Annotated in this window: 22 protein-coding genes; 12 read left to right on the top strand and 10 right to left on the bottom strand. The window is 66.2% G+C overall.

Annotated elements, in window-relative coordinates; translation table 11 throughout:
- The first annotated feature begins 181 nt into the window (after positions 1-181).
- On the top strand, positions 182-625 hold the full coding sequence (locus ABNF93_RS33920; RefSeq protein WP_349332357.1) for a hypothetical protein: 444 nt from the start codon (positions 182-184) through the stop codon (positions 623-625).
- 160 nt (positions 626-785) lie between these two features.
- Here the strand turns inward: ABNF93_RS33920 and ABNF93_RS33915 are convergent, their stop codons facing one another.
- Entirely contained in the window at positions 786-998 is a 213-nt protein-coding gene (locus ABNF93_RS33915) for a GNAT family N-acetyltransferase (RefSeq protein WP_349332360.1), read from the bottom strand.
- A 9-nt stretch (positions 999-1,007) separates the two neighbouring features.
- Positions 1,008-1,274 (bottom strand): hypothetical protein, encoded by a 267-nt coding sequence (locus ABNF93_RS33910; RefSeq protein WP_349332356.1) that lies wholly within the window; start codon positions 1,272-1,274, stop codon positions 1,008-1,010.
- Positions 1,275-1,450: 176 nt separating this feature from the next.
- On the opposite strand from ABNF93_RS33910, the gene ABNF93_RS33905 reads away from it, so the two are divergent.
- A complete protein-coding gene (locus tag ABNF93_RS33905; protein ID WP_349332355.1) occupies positions 1,451-1,618 on the top strand; it encodes a hypothetical protein in 168 nt (55 codons plus the stop codon).
- Between the two features lie 58 nt (positions 1,619-1,676).
- Positions 1,677-2,390 (top strand): phosphotransferase family protein, encoded by a 714-nt coding sequence (locus tag ABNF93_RS33900; protein WP_349332359.1) that lies wholly within the window; start codon positions 1,677-1,679, stop codon positions 2,388-2,390.
- Between the two features lie 136 nt (positions 2,391-2,526).
- Here ABNF93_RS33900 and ABNF93_RS33895 read toward each other — a convergent pair whose 3' ends face one another.
- Together ABNF93_RS33895 and ABNF93_RS33890 are read right to left on the bottom strand one after the other, a co-directional pair.
- Positions 2,527-3,018 (bottom strand): NUDIX domain-containing protein, encoded by a 492-nt coding sequence (locus ABNF93_RS33895; protein ID WP_349332354.1) that lies wholly within the window; start codon positions 3,016-3,018, stop codon positions 2,527-2,529.
- A 148-nt stretch (positions 3,019-3,166) separates the two neighbouring features.
- Entirely contained in the window at positions 3,167-3,976 is an 810-nt protein-coding gene (locus tag ABNF93_RS33890; RefSeq protein WP_349332353.1) for a class I SAM-dependent methyltransferase, read from the bottom strand.
- 228 nt (positions 3,977-4,204) lie between these two features.
- Here ABNF93_RS33890 and ABNF93_RS33885 point away from each other — a divergent pair, with 228 nt between their 5' ends.
- The 4 genes from ABNF93_RS33885 (at position 4,205) to ABNF93_RS33870 (ending at position 7,135) form a co-directional block, all read left to right on the top strand.
- Positions 4,205-4,774 (top strand): GNAT family N-acetyltransferase, encoded by a 570-nt coding sequence (locus ABNF93_RS33885; RefSeq protein ID WP_349332352.1) that lies wholly within the window; start codon positions 4,205-4,207, stop codon positions 4,772-4,774.
- Positions 4,775-4,834: 60 nt separating this feature from the next.
- Positions 4,835-5,836, top strand: coding sequence for a carbohydrate kinase family protein (locus ABNF93_RS33880; protein ID WP_349332351.1), 1,002 nt, complete (start codon positions 4,835-4,837; stop codon positions 5,834-5,836).
- Between the two features lie 324 nt (positions 5,837-6,160).
- The gene (locus ABNF93_RS33875; protein ID WP_349332350.1) at positions 6,161-6,373 is read left to right on the top strand and encodes a hypothetical protein; all 213 of its coding nucleotides are present in this window, start codon (positions 6,161-6,163) and stop codon (positions 6,371-6,373) included.
- A 243-nt stretch (positions 6,374-6,616) separates the two neighbouring features.
- Positions 6,617-7,135 carry a DinB family protein gene (locus ABNF93_RS33870; RefSeq protein ID WP_349332349.1) on the top strand — a complete coding sequence of 173 codons (519 nt, stop codon included), beginning with the start codon at positions 6,617-6,619 and terminating at the stop codon, positions 7,133-7,135.
- A gap of 168 nt (positions 7,136-7,303) precedes the next feature.
- Here ABNF93_RS33870 and ABNF93_RS33865 read toward each other — a convergent pair whose 3' ends face one another.
- Positions 7,304-7,747: a DUF402 domain-containing protein gene (locus ABNF93_RS33865; protein ID WP_349332348.1), complete on the bottom strand. Its 444-nt coding sequence runs from the start codon at positions 7,745-7,747 to the stop codon at positions 7,304-7,306.
- Positions 7,748-7,874: 127 nt separating this feature from the next.
- Here ABNF93_RS33865 and ABNF93_RS35200 point away from each other — a divergent pair, with 127 nt between their 5' ends.
- Positions 7,875-8,819, top strand: coding sequence for a pyridoxamine 5'-phosphate oxidase family protein (locus tag ABNF93_RS35200; protein WP_502877676.1), 945 nt, complete (start codon positions 7,875-7,877; stop codon positions 8,817-8,819).
- On the opposite strand, the gene ABNF93_RS33860 is transcribed toward ABNF93_RS35200, so the two are convergent.
- Both ABNF93_RS33860 and ABNF93_RS35195 read right to left on the bottom strand, forming a co-directional pair.
- Positions 8,705-9,295 carry a GNAT family N-acetyltransferase gene (locus ABNF93_RS33860; RefSeq protein ID WP_349332358.1) on the bottom strand — a complete coding sequence of 197 codons (591 nt, stop codon included), beginning with the start codon at positions 9,293-9,295 and terminating at the stop codon, positions 8,705-8,707. The genes ABNF93_RS35200 and ABNF93_RS33860 overlap by 115 nt on opposite strands.
- A 121-nt stretch (positions 9,296-9,416) precedes the next feature.
- Positions 9,417-10,004, bottom strand: a complete 588-nt coding sequence (locus ABNF93_RS35195; RefSeq protein ID WP_502877677.1) for a DinB family protein — start codon at positions 10,002-10,004, stop codon at positions 9,417-9,419.
- Between the two features lie 335 nt (positions 10,005-10,339).
- Here ABNF93_RS35195 and ABNF93_RS33850 point away from each other — a divergent pair, with 335 nt between their 5' ends.
- From ABNF93_RS33850 to ABNF93_RS33840, 3 genes are all read left to right on the top strand, one after another.
- On the top strand, positions 10,340-11,488 hold the full coding sequence (locus ABNF93_RS33850; RefSeq protein WP_349332346.1) for an aminotransferase-like domain-containing protein: 1,149 nt from the start codon (positions 10,340-10,342) through the stop codon (positions 11,486-11,488).
- 200 nt (positions 11,489-11,688) lie between these two features.
- A complete protein-coding gene (locus tag ABNF93_RS33845) occupies positions 11,689-12,180 on the top strand; it encodes a GNAT family N-acetyltransferase (RefSeq protein ID WP_349332345.1) in 492 nt (163 codons plus the stop codon).
- A gap of 230 nt (positions 12,181-12,410) precedes the next feature.
- Positions 12,411-13,172 (top strand): class I SAM-dependent methyltransferase, encoded by a 762-nt coding sequence (locus tag ABNF93_RS33840; protein WP_349332344.1) that lies wholly within the window; start codon positions 12,411-12,413, stop codon positions 13,170-13,172.
- Positions 13,173-13,326: 154 nt separating this feature from the next.
- Here the strand turns inward: ABNF93_RS33840 and ABNF93_RS33835 are convergent, their stop codons facing one another.
- Positions 13,327-14,862: an ankyrin repeat domain-containing protein gene (locus ABNF93_RS33835; protein ID WP_349332343.1), complete on the bottom strand. Its 1,536-nt coding sequence runs from the start codon at positions 14,860-14,862 to the stop codon at positions 13,327-13,329.
- 307 nt (positions 14,863-15,169) lie between these two features.
- Here ABNF93_RS33835 and ABNF93_RS33830 point away from each other — a divergent pair, with 307 nt between their 5' ends.
- The gene (locus ABNF93_RS33830; RefSeq protein ID WP_349332342.1) at positions 15,170-16,012 is read left to right on the top strand and encodes an AAC(3) family N-acetyltransferase; all 843 of its coding nucleotides are present in this window, start codon (positions 15,170-15,172) and stop codon (positions 16,010-16,012) included.
- Positions 16,013-16,054: 42 nt separating this feature from the next.
- Here the strand turns inward: ABNF93_RS33830 and ABNF93_RS33825 are convergent, their stop codons facing one another.
- Together ABNF93_RS33825 and ABNF93_RS33820 are read right to left on the bottom strand one after the other, a co-directional pair.
- A complete protein-coding gene (locus ABNF93_RS33825) occupies positions 16,055-17,092 on the bottom strand; it encodes a S66 family peptidase (protein ID WP_349332341.1) in 1,038 nt (345 codons plus the stop codon).
- A 779-nt stretch (positions 17,093-17,871) separates the two neighbouring features.
- Positions 17,872-18,345, bottom strand: a complete 474-nt coding sequence (locus tag ABNF93_RS33820; protein WP_349332340.1) for a DUF1707 SHOCT-like domain-containing protein — start codon at positions 18,343-18,345, stop codon at positions 17,872-17,874.
- Between the last annotated feature and the right edge of the window lie 306 nt (positions 18,346-18,651).

The raw sequence follows: 18,651 nt of genomic DNA, 5'->3' as shown, positions 1-18,651 counted from the left end.
ACCTACAACAAGACCTGGGAACCAGCTACGCTTCACCTACGCTTCACCTACGGAGTGCCTTTCCGCTCGGACGACTTCGACCTTCGACAAGCCGAATTCTTCCAAGCCGGACAGGCACTTCCGTACATTTACGCGCCGAACTCACCCACAGCCCACGAAAGATCGAGGCTAGCCTCGAGCGGTGACGACCTACGACTTCTTCGTCGCTGGACGGTGGCGGAACAGGAACCGTGTCCACGAGGTCTTGGCGACCGTGCGAGCCAACGGTTACAGCGCGTACTGCTTCATTGAGAACACCTACTCTGACGAGAAGATCACGTTCGGGCCAGACGACGACCCTGCGGAGTTCATGCGCCAGTCCGAGGCCCTGCCTCAAGACGATCCGCTAGTCCGGCAAATCTTCGAAACCGACGTCGCCAGAGAGCGTGAGGCCAGCAGATTCCTGCTGGTCTTACCAGCTGGGGCTGCCGGGCACATCGAAGCCGGGATCGCGTTCGGCTTGGGCAAGCCATGCTTCGCCGTCGGCGACCTGGCAAAGACCGAGACCCTGTACTGCATCTTCGACCAGATCTTCCCAGACACCGATGCGCTGCACCGGTGGCTAGCAGCTGGCCAGTCTCACTGACCGATCCCTCAGCGGACGGCTTGAGGATCACTCCCCGCAGTGGTCACCGTGTGGAACGCCACGACAGCAGTCGACCCTCGTCTGGGCGGGGTCACTGCTGCCTGCCTACAAAGCCACCTACCAGCGCACCGTCGACTGGACCCCAGGCCCCCCCGGGGATTCAATGCAGCTGATGCGACTGGGAGTCTGCGCTCGCGCTCCAGGCAAAGTACTGATCGGCGCGTGCAAAGCCTGTCCGGCGGTACAGAGGCATAGCGCGTTCGGTCGGATGCAACAGGATCCGTGACAGCCCCTGCTCCCTGGCGTAGTCGAAGGCCGCGCCCAAAAGACGGGTGCCGAGGCCGACATGGCGGTAGTCCGACATGACGAACAGGACGCCGATCTAGGCCCATCCGGCGGTGTCACGGTCCGGCATGGGCATCCGCGGTTGGACGAACATGTGCAGCATCCCAACCGGCTCGTCGTCCGACTCGGCAAGCCATGCGACGCTTCTTCCATCCGTCACGGCTGCCCACTCGGCGAACCTCGCCTCGAAACCGGGATCGGCGTCTGGTGCAACTGATCTGCGCTCGACGGCATCAGCCCTACGCAGCATCGCCATAGCCTGGACATCCCGCGCGGTCGTTCTGCGTATTTCGGCATCGCTCATCTCGGCGAGTATGCATCGCGCGCCAGCGGCTTACGCCCCCGGGATCACCAGGCTGACGGGCGGCCAACCACTGCCCGGGAGAGCTAGGGCCGTGAGGGAACGGCCGGGGCTGGCACGCGCAGACCGGCTTGGTTCACTGACGACCGACAAGTGGGTAGACACGGAGTGGACAGACGATGCTGCGCAGTCTGGAAGTCCCCGACGAGTCGGCGCTCGCGGCCACATTGACAACGGATCTGGCCGACCAGCTGCCGGCCAACGTGAAGGTCGTCCCCTGGCGCCGCGGCGCGGACTTCTTCGTGTTCCGCGTCTGCTCAGTTCCGCGGCAAGCGAGCAGGTGCTGAGGGTGCCGCTGCGCGAGGTGGCCGTCTCGGCCTACGACGGCCGGTCAATTTCGGCGAGATCGTCGAGCGTGAGGCGTACGTGCATGACCTGCTGCGCCGCAACGAGGTGCCGGTGGCGCCCCTTCTCGGATGGGGCCGCGCCGAAGGTCCCGGTGGGCACTCGTGGATGCTATTCGAGCGGGTCGAGCATGACGACGCAACGGAACTGACCGCCGCCAGCAGCCGGGCGCTGGTTGAAGTGCTACGACGCATCCACGAGGTCAGGGCAACACCGCAGATGAAGGCGATCATCGGGACGGAGACCACTCCGTGCGCCATGGCAGCTCGGGTCGAGGCTCGTGTCCGGGCGCTAGCGGACCGGGTCGGCGTCACAGACTCCGAGACCATCATCGGCGCCTCGCTCGAGATCCTGCGGGACCGTGAGGCGACCGTCGAGCCCCGCCTGACCCACATGGATATGCGCGTCGAGAACCTCTGCTTCCGTGGCGGAGAGCTCGTGGCGGTCCTCGACCTCTCGAACTGCACGACCGGCGACCCCGCCGCCGACCTCGGCCGGATGTCCGCGTACGGCAGCCTCACCTCACCCCTGCTGGCGGCCTACGCGGGGGATACGCCCCTCGATCTGGTTCTCGTGGCCGCCTACGCGGTCGACACATACGCGTTGCTGGGGCTGCTGAAAGCCGACGAATTCGCCGACCAGAACCTGGTCGACCGTGGCGTCGGTGGCCTGTGCGAATGCCTGGCTGTCTTCCGTGCCCACGGCCTTGCGTAGCGGCTCCTAGGACCCGGATCGGGTGGCAGGTTCGCCCACCATTTACCGACGTTCAGGTCAGCAATCGTGGCGGCCGCGTGAATCGCCCACGCCGCGCGGCCCGGAACGGCCTGTAGCGACCTCTGCCTACCTGCTCCTAGGCGACCTGGAACCGTCCGGTGCGACGGTATGCATGCCAGAGTCTCAGCGTCTCGTCCACCTCCTGGTCGTGGCGCTGGTCGGGCAAGTCGGTGAAGAAGCGGAGCTCGAGGGCCTCCCCGTCGAGCGGACGAAGAGAGCCGGTCCACGTTCTGACCGCGAAGCACAGCGCGAAGGCATGCACCTTGTCACCGTTGGGGTACGTCACCGCGTGCCGTTCGGGATTCGAGACGCAAGCGAAGGGTTCGAGGTCGGTCACCTCGGCGCGCAGCCCGGTCTCCTCCTCGAGCTCACGGACCGCGGTAAGCGCAAAGGTCGAATGTGGTTCGGCGCTGCCGGCGGGCAGTCCCCAGCGCCCTGTGTCGCTGCGCCGGATCAGGAGCAGCCTGTCCTCGGAGTCAATGACCAGAATCTGGGCGGCCGGCACGATAACCAGCTCAGAGCCAATCTTCTGTCGCAGCCGCCACAGGTAGGAACCTTCGTATGCCACGGCGAGACCTTATCTTCATGGGCCGCGGCCCCGCAGAAGTCACCGCGATCGGTTCCGGCACGAGCCGCCGGTTTCGGTGCTTCCGGACCCGCGAACCGACGGCCCCGGTTGACGTCCGCGCCCAGTGGTACGCCGCCCCCAGGCTCGATCAAGCTGATTGACCGGGCGTGTGCGGGGGACGACGACCGATCACGATCCGGAACTGGTTGTCGTCGACGAATGTGTCCGTGTCGGCCAGGTCTGCGAGGCGGTGTCGGATGGCGTTGTCGAAGTCGTCCAGCCGTTCACCGAAAAGGTGTGGCGCGGCGAACGAGGTTGAGTGCAGGTAGCCGATGATGCTCTCGGTGTTGCGGGTGCGTCGAACCGGGACGGTGACCTCTTCGACGTCGCTGAACACCGACTCTCGGAGGATGTCGCTGAAGGGTTGATCGTGAAGGTGCCATACCCCGCTGCCGGCCCGACGCTGTTCACCGAGGAAGTCCTGGACCACGGCCCGTACGGCGGCCTTCCATGGCGCCGGTGAGGACCAGGGGCTACTGTCGGCGAAGATCGCCACTGCGCCTTGCGGGGCGACCTGGGCGTCCAGTCGCGCGAGTACCGTCTGTTGGTCAAGCCAGTGGAATGCTCTGCAGATCGTGACGAGCTCTGCCTGCCAGCCAGGTGGTGCAGTGAACTCTTCGGCCCGTGCATGGACTAACTGAAGCCGTGTATCTGCATCTAGCGCTGGGCGTAGTGCTTTCTCAGCCTCGGCGAGCATGTCGGCGTCGGCATCCACCCCGATAATGTCGTCTACGCGGCCGAGCAGGGCTTGCAGAACAAGACCTGTGCCGGTTCCCAGGTCCAACAACCGTCGTGGCCGTGCCTGGCCTGCAGCTGCGTCCAGAACGGCGACTACAGATTCGGGTATGGGTGCGCGGTACTGGCGATAGTACGAGGCGGTACCGGTGAACAGGCCCATCGTCGCTTCCACGCTCCCTCCAGCCGGCGCGAAGCCTATCTGCTGGGAGAGGTGGAACAGCGACGAGTTCCATTCACTGCTGGTCTCCTCGATGCACGCCTCGCATGTTCGGCACCAGATGGACCCATGCCGGGTGATTCGCGACTCCCGTCCGTGTTCGGCCAACTGCCATCTTCTTGGCAGCCGAGGCGAGCTTGCTCATTTCAGTGCCGTAGTAGCGTCGAGGTCATGTTCCCGGTGACCCTTGTCGGACCGCGCATCGAGCTTCGCGAGTGGCGCTTGGACGACGCGTCGGCGGTGTTCAGCTACGTCTCGAACCCCGAAGTGTCGGCGTATGTCCCCTGGGACACGCACTCCGACATTGAGGAGACGAAGGAGCGCCTGTCGGCGTTGGTGGCGTCGGCCAAGGCGGACGGGCGATCAGCGTACGGTCTTGCCGCCGTCACCTCCGCCCCGGTTGGCGAGGGAGGCAGGCTCGTTGGAGAGGGGCGGATCTCCGTACAGGATGCACGTCATCGGCGGGGTGACATCGGCTATGTCGTGAACCCGGACTGGTGGTCCAAGGGGCTGGGTACCGAGATCGCCGGTCTGCTGCTCGATTTCGGGTTCGGGTGCCTCGGCCTGCATCGAATCGAGGCGACCGCGCACCCGGACAACATTGCCTCCCAGCGTGTGCTGGAGAAGGCTGGAATGAGCTACGAGGGACGTATCAGGGACCACATGCTGGTCGACGGTACGTGGCGGGACTCCCTCAGCTACGCGATCCTCGAAACCGATCCGCGACCAGTCACCCTATAGTGACAAGTACAGCCTTAGCCTTCCCGAGCACTACACGCGATGATGGCGAAGGGATTCTCTGTGCGAATCGCGGTGACCGGATCGATCGCCACCGACCATCTCCTGACGTTCGACGGCAAGTTCCGCGACTCTCTGCTAGCCGAACGGCTGGACAAGATCTCAGTTTCGTTCCTAGCCGAGAAACTCCAGGTCAGGAGAGGTGGGTGTGCGGCCAACATCGCATTCGGAATGGCATCGCTTGGTCAGCGGCCGATGCTCGTGGGTGCGGTGGGACACGACTTCGACGACTACCGTTCGTGGCTGGAGCTTCACGGTGTCGACTGCGATTCGATCCACGTCTCCGACGCCCATCACACAGCCAGGTTCGTCTGCACCACCGACCAAAGTGAATCCCAGATCGCCTCCTTCTACACCGGAGCTATGGCCGAGGCACGGGAGATCGAGCTCGCGCCGGTTGCGGAGCGCGCAGGTGGGCTCGATCTCGTGCTGATCGCGCCCAACGATCCCGAGGCGATGATCCGCCACAGCCAGGAGTGCCGGGAGCGCGGGTATCCGTTCGCCGCCGACCCGTCCCAGCAGTTGGCGTGGTCGGACGGCGATGTGATCCGGTCGCTGATTGACGGGGCGACGTACTTCCTGTCCAACGAATACGAGTCCGCGCTCGCCCGTCAGAAGACGGGGTGGACCGCCGATCAGATCCGGTCGCGGGTCGATACCGTCGTCACGACGCTGGGCCCGAACGGGGTCCGGATCGAGCGCCGAGGCGAGCCGGACGTCCAGGTCGGCCCGGCAGTCGTTCGCAGGGTCGTCGACCCGACCGCCGCAGGCGACGCTTTCCGAGCCGGGTTCCTGACCGCGAGCACGTGGGGTGTAACCACTGAGCGTGCCGCCCAGGTGGGCTGCGTGATGGCCGCGCATGTGCTCGAATCCACCGGCGGCCAAGAGTACAAGCTCACCCGCGCCGGCTTCCTAGCCAGGCTCACCGAGTCCTACGGCGATGAAGCGACCGCGGACGTCGAGCAGTACCTATGGTGCGCGCAGGAGGAGATCCCGGTGGCGTGACCCGCCCGGTGGTCCTGTTGCACGGTGCCTCGGCGACGTGCCTGTTGCGCAGGTCGATTACCCGCGCGACCCCCGCCGAACCACACGGGCCTTCTCCTGGGCGTGTTGCGCTTACCACTAGGCTCGATCATCATGAAGGCCTGGGTCGCCCCCGAGGTTCTACGGCTGCCCGGATCAGGGGAGGCGAGCGCCGGGCCAGCGCGGCAGGCGCCCGGGCCCGCATGTACGTCTGCGGCATCACCCCGTACGACTCCACCCATCTCGGCCACACAGCCATGGAGGGTTGCATTCGACCTGCTCGGTCGGGCCTGGCGCGATGCCGTGGTGGACGTCCAGTACGTGCAGAACGTCACCGACGTTGACGGCCCGCTGCTCGAACGCGCGGCCGACACCGGCGAGGACTGGCGTGACCTCGCTGACCGGCAGATCGACCTGTTCCGCGAAGACATGGCAGCGCCCCGGGTAATGCCGCCGGATGCCTTCGTCGGAGCGGTCGAGGCGATCCCGCAGGTCGTGGGTCGGCAGGACAAAGTCTGAGACCCGCTGCGGCAAGTCCGGGTCAGGCGAGGATCTTCGACTACGGCCGCTCGCACTCCGCCTCTCAGATGTCGCCACGCTGGCTTTTAACTGCGCGAGCTTGGACAGCTCGTCGGCAGCGCCGTGCTCACGCCACCGCTGCCCGGATTCCTTTGAAGCTGCCCGGCATAGTGTGATCCACCTGCAAGGAACCATGCCCGGCCACCCGAGGCCGCGGCACGAGGCGGAAGGATCCAGCACAGGATGAGCGCTAACGCGGAGCGGTACCCAGAGCTCGACGCCGATGAGCGCACCACGCTCGGTCAGTTCCTCGATCAGTACCGACGCCGCGCCCTCTCGCGCCTCGAACGGCTGTCGGACGCGCAGGCGCGAACGAAAAGCCTGCCGGCTACAAACCTGACTCCCGGTGGGATCGTGAAGCATCTCGCGCACATGGAGGACCACTGGTTCATTGCACGAGTCGGAGGAGGCGAACTTCCCGAGCCGTGGGCATCTGCGCCGCACGACCAGCCGCAGTGGGACTTTGAGTCCGCTGCCTACAACACAGTCCAGGAGATTTCCGCCCTGTACCGGGCGGCATGCACCCGTAGTCGTCAGGTCGCCAGCCAGCTTCCCACACTCGACACAACCGCACCCCGCCCCTCGTTCGGGAAGGGCCACGTGACACTGCGCTGGGTCATGGTGCACATGCTCGAGGAAACAGCCTGCCACGTGGGCCACCTCGACCTGCTCACCGACGCCCTCACCAAGCAGGCTCGGTGACTTACTCGCGATGATCTCGACCTAAGGATCCACACCCGCGGGCCGGCTTGCCGCAGAGAAGGTTGACGGACCTCTGCGTGTCCGGATGGGGAACCTCCCGCGTACGGATGGGATCGGCAACCGGACGCATGCGACGATGATGCCCGCGATCTCCTGTGCTCTGGGAGGTCAGAGTCGGTGGAAGTCTTCGGGTACACGCGGGATCGGCCAGTCGAGGCTGGGCGTCCACCGGCTCCAGTCAGCGTCAAAGGGCCAGGCCCGCGCCTCCAGCGTGGCGATCGCCTTGCGCGCCTGGGCCTCGGCGAGTACGGCTTGCTCTGGAGTCAGGAGCCCGACCTCTTGCGCCCAGGAGAACTCGTCCTCATCCTTCCACTCCCACGCCGACAGATCGTCCGCGGCCACGACGTCGAGAACGAGGTCTTTGCTGTCAAAACCGGTGTCCGAACGTTGCCAAGGCAGCTCGAGGTTGACATACCAGCCATGGAACTGTCCTGTCTCGTGGTCCCAGCTACGGATGATCGAGTAGCCGTCGGCGACGACATGCAGCCGGATTACACCAGGTCCGGGGAAGACGGCGTCGTCCTCGTAGCCGCCATCCCAGTCACCGGGCATGATGCGTGGCCCCTTTGGTCCAGGACTGCGATTGCCGGACCTACCCTTCGCGCACTGCCCCGGCGGATGGTAAAGAGCAATCGCCTCAGCGTCGTCGGCGATCAGCCGGGTCGGCATCGTGTACCCGATGTGCCGCGGCTCGACTCCTGGCAGGCCATCCTCGATCGACCGCAGCAACACAAGGTCGCCTGCTTCGAAGCGCCCCCCTCTACTCGAAGACTCGTCACTCTTACGCATGCCTGTCACCAATCCCTGGCTCGAAGGTCCACCACCGACCAGGCAGCTTGACCGCGAACGGCTCGAAGAGCGGATCCTCAACCTGCTGTCCTCGCAGAACATGTGCGTGCTCGCAACGACCGGGCCTAACGGTCCGCTCGCGACCCCGGTCCGCTACTTCCACCTGGACTTCACGATCATCTTCACCGCGGACCCGCACTCACCCAAGATGCGAAACCTACAAGCTGACCCACGCATCTCAGTCGGCATCCATGCACCCCTGGTCGGCCGAGCCAGCAGCCGAGGCGTTCAGCTCTTCGGGAGCGCCCGCATCCTGCCTCCTACGCACGGCGACCATGACCACTACTGGCAAGCAGTGCGCTGGCAATCCGACCAACGTCGAACCGTCGCTCCCGATTTCGGAGCCACCAACCGAAACACTCGGCATCGTCACTGCAGAGCGAGTCGTCTATACCTAACTGGCTACGCCGCGACGGCTGCGCTGAACGCCAGTTCTGGCGACGCCGAGGCCGAAGTGCGTGACGCCGACCCCTCTCCCGGGAGTGGCGTACGAAGCCGTCATTCGTCGATGCAGCCATGGATGCGGAATGCCCGGGCGTCGCGGTCTGCGTCCAGGCGGTTCGACCCACTCAATCGGACCATCGCCGCGCACATCGGCGGCGGCATCTACGTCCGCTGCGATGCGGTAGGAGGCCGACTGGTCGACCCCAGTCGAGGCCTTCAGACCGGCAGGCCGTCGAGGCGGCACCGGAAGACCGGTACCCGCTCGCCCGCAGCCACCTGCGTGAAGCCGCGGCGAACGAACAGCCGCGTCACCCCGCCGTACTCAGCTTGACCTCGCCCCTTCCACCACTGGGGCGGACCGTAGAGGACCGTCGCGCCGCGTTGTGCTGCGTAGATCTTCGCCTGCTCGACCAACGCGTCGGCGACTCCCGATCCTCTGGCCTCCGGGACGACCTCGACGCACGGGACGGCCCAGGCCGTGGGTTCGACGAGATCCACATAGGGCGGAAACCTGTACGGCGTGAAGTCCCCGCACGGACCCAGCGCGCACCACCCCTGCGGCTCACCGCCGACCAGGCAGACCAGGCCCGGCATGGCCCCGGAGGCGACGAGTTCACGCATCGACGACCGGTTCGCCGGATCCCAGGGCCGGAAGTCGCCGCGGGGCACCCGGGGCCACATGCACCAGCACGAAGACTCGGGTCGGGCATCCGGATGGGGCGAGTCGCCCCGACCGAATCGCGGATCCGTGAACAGTGTCTCGAGGTCCGCCCAGCTATCGGCGGTGACGGGAACGACATCGACCATGGCCACGGCAGAGACGATAAACGCTGTCCGCCGATCCGAGGAGCCGATATGTGTCAGACCGAGTAGAAACCCAGCCACACCGGGCTGAACGGGCAGCGCCCCTCACCCACGGCGGAGCCCTTCAGGCCGGGTTCCTCTGCGAGCCAGCCTCACCGTCGAAGGATGCGGCTGCTTGCTCGACTCGGGCAACGTAGTCCTGCCACCAACCCTGTTCGCCGACGCGCGGGAGACCGGACTCAGGCCGTCCCGGGTGGCAGCTGGCGGATCCATCGATCAGTTCGCGGATGATGTCCGCATGCCCGGCGTGGCGGGCAGTTTCCCCGATCATGGATACGATCGCCCGCCGCAGCGAGATCGGGTCCCCATTCCACCGTGTTCCGGTGTCATCAAGGTGGAAGTCCGCGATCACCTGATCCGACTCGGCGCAGGTTCGTCGGTAGTGTCCGACGATGAACTCAGTGCTCTCGTCCGCTGTCGCCCACATGTCTTCGTTCGAACGGGAGCCCGGTGTTCTCCCGCCACCGCTTTGCCATCCCTTCCCGTCCTCGAACCATGGCAGCGGTTCGGCGGCTGGCCGTCCGAACGGATCAGCGAACCGGGACCGTTCCACACCGACGAGGTGCTTGACGAGACCGAGGAGATTCGTGCCCGAGCGGGTCATCGGCCGGCGTATCTCAGCGTCGCTGAGACCTTCGAGCTTCCACAGCATGACATCGCGGTGCCGACTCAGCTGAGCCTGCAAGATTTCCTTCTCGGCCGATACCCCTGACGACGCGGTAGCCATTCCGGAGCTCCCTCCACGTGCGATGGTTGCCAGCATCCGAGCAACGTAGCGATGTCAGTGTCAAGTCTCCCCAATCTGGCGATGCCCCGATGCGCACGAGGTGCCAATCAGCGACTGCCATTTCACGTGCGCACAATGACTGTCGTTCGACCGTCGCACTTCAGAAGGTGCCTCCTGGGATCGGAGGCTCGCGCCGCGGTGAGCCGGGCGAAAACCGTCGCATGGCGCCGTAGCAACCTCGCTCGTTTGATGCACGCGCCATGGTGACATGCGGAGCTGGCAGCCGAGCCGCTCCTATACTGGCGCCGATGTCCATCGAGACGATCAGCTTCGCCCGCGGTGCGCCCAGCGCCGACATCCTCCCCGCCGAGGCCGTGCGGGACGCGGCGGCGCGCGCTCTGAAGTCCGACTGGCAGCGAGCCCTGTCCTATGGGACTGGGAAGGGCCACCCTGGGCTGTGCGAGTGGGTCGCCGAGCTGCACGGAGTCGACACCGACCGGGTGATGATGGTCAATGGGTCGATGGAGGGCGCGTCCCTGCTATTCGGCCACTTCATCTCCAGCGGCGACCGAGTCGTCGTCGAGCAGCCGACGTACGACCGAACGTTGTTGTTGCTGAAGCAGTCGGGTGCCGAGCTCGCGCCCGTGCCGCTTGAGGCCGACGGCGTCGACGTCGAGGCGATCGAGCGCGCCTGCACGACCGGTCCCATGAAGCTGGCGCACGTCATCCCCAACTTCCACAACCCCGCCGGCTGCACCCTCTCGGCCGAAAAGCGCGAGCGGCTGGTCGCACTCGCCGCCGAGCACGGCTTCGTGCTGTTCGAGGACGACCCCTACCGCCTTATCAGCTTCGCGGGCTCAGCTGGGAAGACGATGCTTGAGATGGACGACGCCGATCGAGTGATCCACGCCTCCTCGTTCTCGAAGACAGTCAGCCCCGGCGTTCGCGTCGGCTACCTCGTCGGGCCCGCCGAAGCGATCGCGGCACTCGCCAAGACCGCCAGCGAGAACTACATCTCGCCGAACATGCTCGCCGAGTCGATCGTGTGGGAGCTCTGCCGGTCCGGAGCGCTGGAACAGAACATCACCGCTGTGAACCGGGCGCTTGGCGGGCGCCGCGATGCGGTCGTCCAAGCGCTGCGGGAGAAGATCCCCGAGGCCAGGTTCGTGATCCCGGAGGGCGGCTACTTCCTCTGGCTCGACCTGGCCGATGACGTCGACACCGGGAGCCTGTTGCGGGAAGCCAAGCAGGAGGGTGTGACCTTCGTCGCCGGGCCCGACTTCATGATCGCCGGGGGCAGGTCGAGCCTCCGGCTCTCGTTCGCGCCGGTGCCCACGGACCAGATCGCCGTGGGCGTAGACAGACTCGCCCGCGCGCTCGAGCGGCTCCGAGCCGGTGCTCGCGCCTAGGACACCCCAGGGGGTGTGAGGACCGTGCCTGTCTGGCTTCTCGGTGCCCAGAGCCTCCTCCGACCGGCGAGTGCCGAGGAATGCTTCTGGTCGCGGGTCTGTCCGTAGGAGGATCCCCTGACGGGCGCAACCGAGACGGGCGGCGGTGCTTCCTACGTCGTGCCGCAGCGTTCAACCCGAAGTGTGGCAGTCTGCTTTCCGTGATCGAGCTGCATGTGCTCTCGCCGGATGACTCGAGGATCTGGCGCGACCTTCGCCTGGCCGCGTTGATCGACGCTCCGTACGCCTTCGCTGCGCAGCTCACAGGTTGGCAGGGTGCCAGTGACGAGCGATGGCGGGGTCGCCTGGAGATCCCCGGCTCATTGAACGTCGTCGCAGTCCTAGATGATCAACATGTTGGGATGGCCAGCGGGATGCCGAGCCCAGATCTAGGGGTTGTCGAACTCACCTCGATGTGGGTTGGCCCGACGGCGCGTGGTCGCGGCGTCGGAGACGAGCTCATATCGGCGGTGGAACAGTGGGCGCGAACGTCCGGCGCCAGAGTCTTGAAGCTCGGTGTGATACCGGGTAACGACTTCGCCAGTGCACTGTACCGCCGCAACGGCTTCGTCGAGACCGGCGAGCTCGGCGATCAAACGCCTAAGGGCCAGCCGCGAGAGCAACTGATGACCAAGGCGATCCATCCCGTCTGACCACGGCTGGCCCGTGATCGGGCTTCAGCGCCCGGGCTGCGCCCACGTGTACGCAACGGGATCCCCGGACCTACTCGGCGGTCAACGGCCTCCTCGTCGAGGTCCGCCAGCCGGGTGCGGCGGTGGACCCTGCGCAACGTCCACGATGGGCCAATGGGGATCGAAGGACAAACGGCGGGCGGGTTCTTGTCAGCACAGCACTACGGGCAAGGGTCGGTAAGGTGCCACGGGTGACCGATGTCGAGATGAACAGGGCACTGACGTTTGGGCAAGTCGCCGATGAGTATGACCGGTGGCGTGCCAGTTACCCCGATGCGGCAGTTGACTGGCTGGCGCCATCATCGCCCGCCCGGGTGGCCGACGTTGGCGCGGGAACGGGAAAGCTCACGTCGCTGCTTCTAGCCCGGGGTCTGACCGTCGAGGCCGTCGAGCCGGATCCGCGGATGCTTGCCGTTCTGGCTCGCAACAACCCAGACGCTGGGCTCCATCAGTGCGACTCGACATCCATCCCGGTCGAGGACGGATCGTTGGACGCTGTCCTGGCTGCTGACGCATGGCACTGGTTCGACGTCGAGGCGACGATCATCGAGCTCCGGCGCGTTCTGAAACCCGGCGCGTGGCTTGGCCTGGTCTGGAACCCGGTGCTTCCCCCGATCGAGCCGTGGGAACTCGACCTTGCCGGCCTCAACCCCTACAAGATCAACCGCGACAAGAAGCCCAGTACCGACACCGACCGGCCATTCCCGGAGGACGAACTCGAGTTCGCCCGATTCGCCTGGGAGTGGAAGCTCACACCGGAACACTTCGCGGCCAAACTGGCCACCAACTCTGCTGTGATCGCGATGAGCCCACAGGAGAGACAGGAGCACCTCACCGCCGTCCGCTCACTGCTGCAACAACACTGCGACGCAACAGGCATACCCGCACTTCCGTTCCGGTTCGAAGCGTCCTGTACCCGCTGGACGCCGAAGCCGTCGCACACACAGATCTGAGCGTCGACGTGCCGCCCAGCAGCGCCCCCGGGTTTGGTCAGGGACCGCTGGCGGCCCGGGAGGGTGTCGCGACTGACCACAGGCTGTCCGGATAGGGATCCCCCACCGGACGGCCACACCGACAGGCGAGGTCCACGGCCTCCTGGCTGCAGGATCAGGCGTCGTATGTTGTGAGGAACTCGACCATCTGCTGGTGCCTCTCGGTCTGGTCGTCGAGGTACGCCGCCTCGGAAGCGGCGTGCCTCGCCCACTCCGGTGGCGTGCTGTCGAAGCGGTGGTCCCGCCGAAGCTGGTCGGCGCCGCAGTCGAGGAGGAGCTGGGCGATCGGGATGTCAACGCGCCAGGCCGCTTCGTGGAGCGCGGTCGTCCCGCCGGCGTTGACGTCGAAGCCGACGTCGAGCATGAGCCGTACGGCCTCGATGTGGCCCGTTTGGACGGCTTTCGCCACCGCCGCGGGCTCAGCGGCGATCGCACGGTCCGGCAGGGACGGGTCCGCGGCCCTTAGGCGTTCGGCCTCGGGTCGATCGCCGGCCATGCAGGCGTTGAGGAACTCCTGCACCGGGTGGATGCCGGTCGTCGTCGCCCCTGCTTCGGCGAGCACGCGGGCGATGTCCCGGTTGCCCGCCGCCAGGGCGAGCTGGTACGGCGTCTGGGCGCCGTAGACCGGGTGGTAGCCGAGTCCGTCTGGGTCGACGTCGTGCGCGAGCAGCAGCCGGACGCGCTCGAGCATGCCGTGGTCGGCGGCCCAGCGGAGCTGCTCTTGGACCATCTGGGTGGGTGAGGGGTAGGTGTGACCCAGCCGCTGCCGCCATGGGCTGTCGATCTCGCTGCCGAGTCCGAACTCGAACAACAGTTCCAGGTGGTCGTTCGCCGGCGTGAACATCCGGTTGTACAACGCCTGGTTGTCGTTCGGATCGGCTCCCGCCGAAAGGAGGAGCCGGGCGAGGGCGGCCGCGTCGGGGTGGTACGGCTGGTTCTGCTCGCCGCCGCCGAATACACCGGTGAGCGCGGTGAACGGCGATGTCATCCCACGCCAGAGATACCCGGCGTTGTGGTCGGCGCCGGCGTCGAGCAGCAACCGCGTCACCTCGACAGCCGACCTGCCGGGACCGGTGTCGCCAAGCCGTCCGTTGGCCAGGTAGAGCAGGGGTTCCCAGTCGAAAGGCCCGCCTTTGCGTCTTGCCTGGGAGGGATCGCTGGCAAGCAGCCGTCGTACGGCCGAGACCTCGCCGACGACAGCCATCGTGTGGATGCTGGCCGTTGCGAGCTCGGGGTGGGCGGAGAGGAGTTCGCGCGCCCGGCTTTGTCGGCTCCGCCCGTCCCGGGTGAAGCTGAGGCAGGCGAGGTCGAGGAACCGGTCGGCGAGCAGCTGCGGATCGATGGTCCCATCGGTTCCGTCGGCAGTGACGTCGCTGACCGGCTCGGGCCACCGGGAGAACTCCCGGATGACGTCGACGTGGGTCCGCAGCCGTTGCCAGCCGGCGAACCCGTAGCCGCGTGCGGTCACGAGCTGGGCCTCGGTGAGGCTGAATCCGCTGAGCTTGCCCGGGTCGACTGCTGACCGGGGATCGAACTCGCGGACCTGGGAGATCGCCTCGGGATCACCGGCACGGACCTGCTGCTGCAGTGATCGGGCCTGGTTCTTGAGGTTTTCCAGGCTTGGATTCTCGGGCAGTGAACGCGTAGGCACGATGGCCTCCTTCTCTGATGCCCGGTGTCCGCGAGGTCGGGCCGAAAAGGAGGGACCAGAAACTCTCGGCGAAAGCTCAGGTGGGCTTCGCCCTTTCTGCGGACCAGCAGCGCCCTGAAACGCGGCCCCATCGTAGGCCGCCGTCGCGCGTCACTCAAGCATTGGCTGCCGATCCCTATCCGCGTGGCAAGACTCCCTCAGCTACGCGATCCTCGAAACCGATCCCCTCACCGGACGCTTCGAGCCTCGCCTGTGGTTAGGCAAAATGGGATGCGGGTCGCAATGCCGACCGTCACACTGCCGGGTTATGCCGCCCGTTGACCTGATGCGTGATCAGAGCTTCACACCGATGACCCGACCAGAGGTGGCCGCCGGACTCCGACGGCTCGGGGTCGAGCCGGGCATGGTGCTGATGGCGCACGTCCGCATGTCGGCATTCGGCTGGGTGGTCGGCGGGATCGACACCGTGCTTGAAGCTCTGCGCGATGCGGTTGGCAAGTCAGGCACATTGTTGGCTTTCACCGGCTGGGAGGACAGCCCGTACCACGTGCCTCTTTGGGACGCCTTTCCGCACTGGCAGTCGGCGTACCGTGATCATGGTCCCGCCTTCGATCCAGCTACTTCCAGTGCCCGCCGTGACTTCGGCCGCTTCCCCGAACGGCTCCGCACCTGGCCCGGCGCAGACCGTAGCGGACACCCCGAGGCGAGCTTCGCCGCCCTTGGCCCGGCTGCCCAGCATCTGCTCGTCGACCAGCGTGACAACGATCCGTTCGGCGTCGACAGCCCTCTCGAGCGCCTGTGCGCGGCAGACGGACGAGTCCTGCTGCTCGGCGCGCCGCTGAAGAGGCTAACCCTGTGCCACCACGCAGAATCGCTCACGGATCTACCCAGCCGCCGCTTCCACACCTTCCAGGCGCAGGTCGCGGGCAGAGCCGGCCGCGAGTATCAGATGATCGACACCTTCTACGGCGCGTTTCCCTACTACGAAGACGCCCTTGGCATCGAATCACCGGTCGGCACAATGGCCGAACATGCCGTTGCTGCCGGCGCCGGCCACAGCATCCGAATCGGCGCCGCCACAGCCTGGCTCTTCGATGCACGGGCAACGGTAGCGGCAGTGCGAAGCTGGTTGGAGAGCCAGTTCGGCTGAGGCTGGAAGCTACGGTCTGGCCTCTAGGTATGGCGGGCAGCGTCAGGAGTAGTCGGCCCACAGCCGCTGCGCGGCACCGTCGACAGTGACTAAGCCTCCGTAGGGCAGGATCCACTGTGGCCGGGTGTGGCCGAAGGGCACTCCGACCACCACGACCGCCTCAGGGTTGTATCCGTGGACGGTTTCGATCGTGGTGTCCCGCTGTTCGGCGCGACGTGCTGCACGCTCCTGTGGGCTCGGACGGACCTCAAAGTTGGAGGTAGGGGGGCGTGCCATCAGAACAGCATCCACCGCGCCTAGGAGGCCGCGCTCGCCGAAGGCGCGCAGGATCTGAGCCGGGATGTGCTTCTCCGAAGTCTCGAGGAGCAGGACCCCGCCCTGCAGGACTGACGGGTCGGTCGGGAAGCGACCTGCCGTCAGGACCCACAGCAGCACCTCCGCGCAACCACCCCAGGTGCGGCCCGTCACCGATCTCGCCGGACCAGCCCAAGTCCAGGGTTCGGTCGGCTCGCGCTCGCCGAACTGGGTCAGTGCCGCGGGATCGTTCCAATCCCTGCCGAAGTCCTCCGACTCTCCGGGTTCGGTGATCTCCAGCCGCTCCCCTGTCAGCAGGGCGGCACGCAGCGACTTCGCGTGCACCTCGTCGACGGCGGGTCCCGCGCCTAGGTGGACCTGTGTGGAGCCCCCATGGAAGCCGGCGACCCCGTGGTTCCAGAGCAAGTTGAGCACGTTGGTGTTGTCGCTGTAGCCCAGGAAGGGCTTGGGGTCGGCCCGGACAACCTCGGGGTCAAGGTGAGGGACAACAGTGATCTGGTCCTCGCCCCCGATCGTCGCGAGCACCGCTCGGATCTCTGGATCGGCGAACGCAGCATTGAAGTCCGCCGCCCGGTCCCGCGCCGAGGCTCCCAATCGACGCGTCGTGGGGTACTCGACGGGCACGAGACCGGTGACCTCCACGAGGCGTTTCATGGCCTGCTCATGCACCTCAGGCGCAGAACCCGGGGCGGCGGAAGACGGGGACAGCACTGCCACCCTGTCCCCTGGGGTGGCCTTGGGCGCGCAGGCGAGGGATGGCTGCATGGGGGACAGTCAACCGCGGTGCGAGCAGACGAGTCACCCCGATTTCACGCGGTGGGGCGCCGTCCTCGGGCTCACCGGCCTGAGCTTCTCCGACACCGACACTGCGGCCGTCTTCCCCGACCAGCGAAATAGATCCCAACTGGAACACCGACAGATCCGGACACGACACCACCATCGACTGGTGCCTCGCTCACCCAAATAGCTGCACATCGAGCCCAACGAACGGCTAGCGGACGTGCGCCGAGCTACGGAACAGTCAGCGCCCCCTGTGCCGACATCAGCTCCACCACGGGGGATCACCCGCCAACCCGCTCGTGAACGCTGAAGCCAAGACCGCAGTCCCGAATCTATGCACGTTTGGGGATCGCCCAGCGGACATCGGCAGCAATGTCACGCTTGCATCGCCGCGTCGGTCGTTGCGCGGCGTGTGGACCATGATGGCCGTGCTGCCTCAGCGCGGGCCATTGGTGGATGCATCACGCTCAAGCTCGGCGGTGGTGGCGGCGGCCAGAATTTCCGGGTCGTCGGGTGGCCGTACGGGTCCTGGATCCGCCGGACCGCAGGCTCGGGCCAACTGGGCAGGTCACTCATCGGCCACATCCTGTTCGGCCAGTCCCTCTAACCCACGCCATGGGCAGGCGAGGAGCGCGTTGAGGTCTCACCCTCCCGGGAACAGACGCAGAAGATGCCGAGGCTGCCGACAGTGGGGGGCTCCTGCTGGCTCTACGCGGGTGTCGCCGGCAAACCTTCACCGGCCGTCGAAGGTTTCCGACACATGATCACGGCAGGTTGGGCCGCCTGTCCCGTGCCCGTGTTCGCATCCATACTGCTGCGGCTATGGCACCGACCAGCTCTGAGGCGAGCATGGCGAGCGCCAGAGTGAGCAGGTCGGTCGAGTCCCGCCAGGCGTTGGCCTCGCTGATGATCCATGCCGCGCCGATCGTGACCGTTACCACGGCTGCGAGTGCTGCAGCGTAACGAATCTCCCGGCGATCCAGTCTCGAAACCGAGCCGGACTTGCGCGCGGCCACCGCACCGGTGGCCGGCTCCTCACGCGGGACCGGGAGGTCGGCGACGAGTTCGCCGAGTTCGCCGGAGGTCTTGGCGGTAAGGGCACGGCCTAGGCGTTCGTGGAACTCCTCCTGGGTGAGTCGGCCGTGTGCGAGGTGGTCGCCGAGCAGGTCGGCGATGCAGTGTCGCTCGTCGTCGCCGATTCTCGGTGTCGCTTTGGTGGAACGTACGCCTGAGCTCATGGCCCCTCCCATGCCGCGTCAGCTGGTGCAGCAATCATGGGGGGTCGGTAACGAGGGCGCCAGGAACACCGCCAAAGTGTCGACTTCGCTGAACAGCAGCGTGTCTCACATGCCGAACCGCGACCGAACGATCAGACAGTGCTCAACCCCGGCGGCGAACTCGAAACACCTGTCTCGTAAGCGGATCGGCGGATTCTGGCGGTGGTCGCAACACGGCTGCTTGTTGCGGGTGAGCGTAGCGGTCGGCAGATTTGGCAGAAAAGGCTTAGGCGGTTGGCAAGTGGAGGGGTCGTGGCCGCCCGATCG

The organism is Actinopolymorpha sp. B9G3, from assembly GCF_040120725.1.
Classification (GTDB): Bacteria; Actinomycetota; Actinomycetes; order Propionibacteriales; family Actinopolymorphaceae; genus Thermasporomyces.
The sequence above is the reverse complement of the archived record's forward strand: the minus strand, read 5'-3'. Positions and strand labels throughout refer to the sequence as shown.

Coding starts and splice junctions, on each gene's coding strand:
- ABNF93_RS33910 (WP_349332356.1), bottom strand. CDS start 1,274: ATGAGCGATGCCGAAATACGCAGAACGACCGCGCGGGATGTCCAGGCT.
- ABNF93_RS33905 (WP_349332355.1), top strand. CDS start 1,451: ATGCTGCGCAGTCTGGAAGTCCCCGACGAGTCGGCGCTCGCGGCCACA.
- ABNF93_RS33890 (WP_349332353.1), bottom strand. CDS start 3,976: ATGGGCCTGTTCACCGGTACCGCCTCGTACTATCGCCAGTACCGCGCA.
- ABNF93_RS33885 (WP_349332352.1), top strand. CDS start 4,205: ATGTTCCCGGTGACCCTTGTCGGACCGCGCATCGAGCTTCGCGAGTGG.
- ABNF93_RS33870 (WP_349332349.1), top strand. CDS start 6,617: ATGAGCGCTAACGCGGAGCGGTACCCAGAGCTCGACGCCGATGAGCGC.
- ABNF93_RS33865 (WP_349332348.1), bottom strand. CDS start 7,747: ATGCCCGGTGACTGGGATGGCGGCTACGAGGACGACGCCGTCTTCCCC.
- ABNF93_RS35200 (WP_502877676.1), top strand. CDS start 7,875: ATGTGCCGCGGCTCGACTCCTGGCAGGCCATCCTCGATCGACCGCAGC.
- ABNF93_RS33860 (WP_349332358.1), bottom strand. CDS start 9,295: ATGGTCGATGTCGTTCCCGTCACCGCCGATAGCTGGGCGGACCTCGAG.
- ABNF93_RS35195 (WP_502877677.1), bottom strand. CDS start 10,004: ATGCTGTGGAAGCTCGAAGGTCTCAGCGACGCTGAGATACGCCGGCCG.
- ABNF93_RS33850 (WP_349332346.1), top strand. CDS start 10,340: ATGGTGACATGCGGAGCTGGCAGCCGAGCCGCTCCTATACTGGCGCCG.
- ABNF93_RS33830 (WP_349332342.1), top strand. CDS start 15,170: ATGCCGCCCGTTGACCTGATGCGTGATCAGAGCTTCACACCGATGACC.
- ABNF93_RS33825 (WP_349332341.1), bottom strand. CDS start 17,092: ATGCAGCCATCCCTCGCCTGCGCGCCCAAGGCCACCCCAGGGGACAGG.
- ABNF93_RS33820 (WP_349332340.1), bottom strand. CDS start 18,345: ATGAGCTCAGGCGTACGTTCCACCAAAGCGACACCGAGAATCGGCGAC.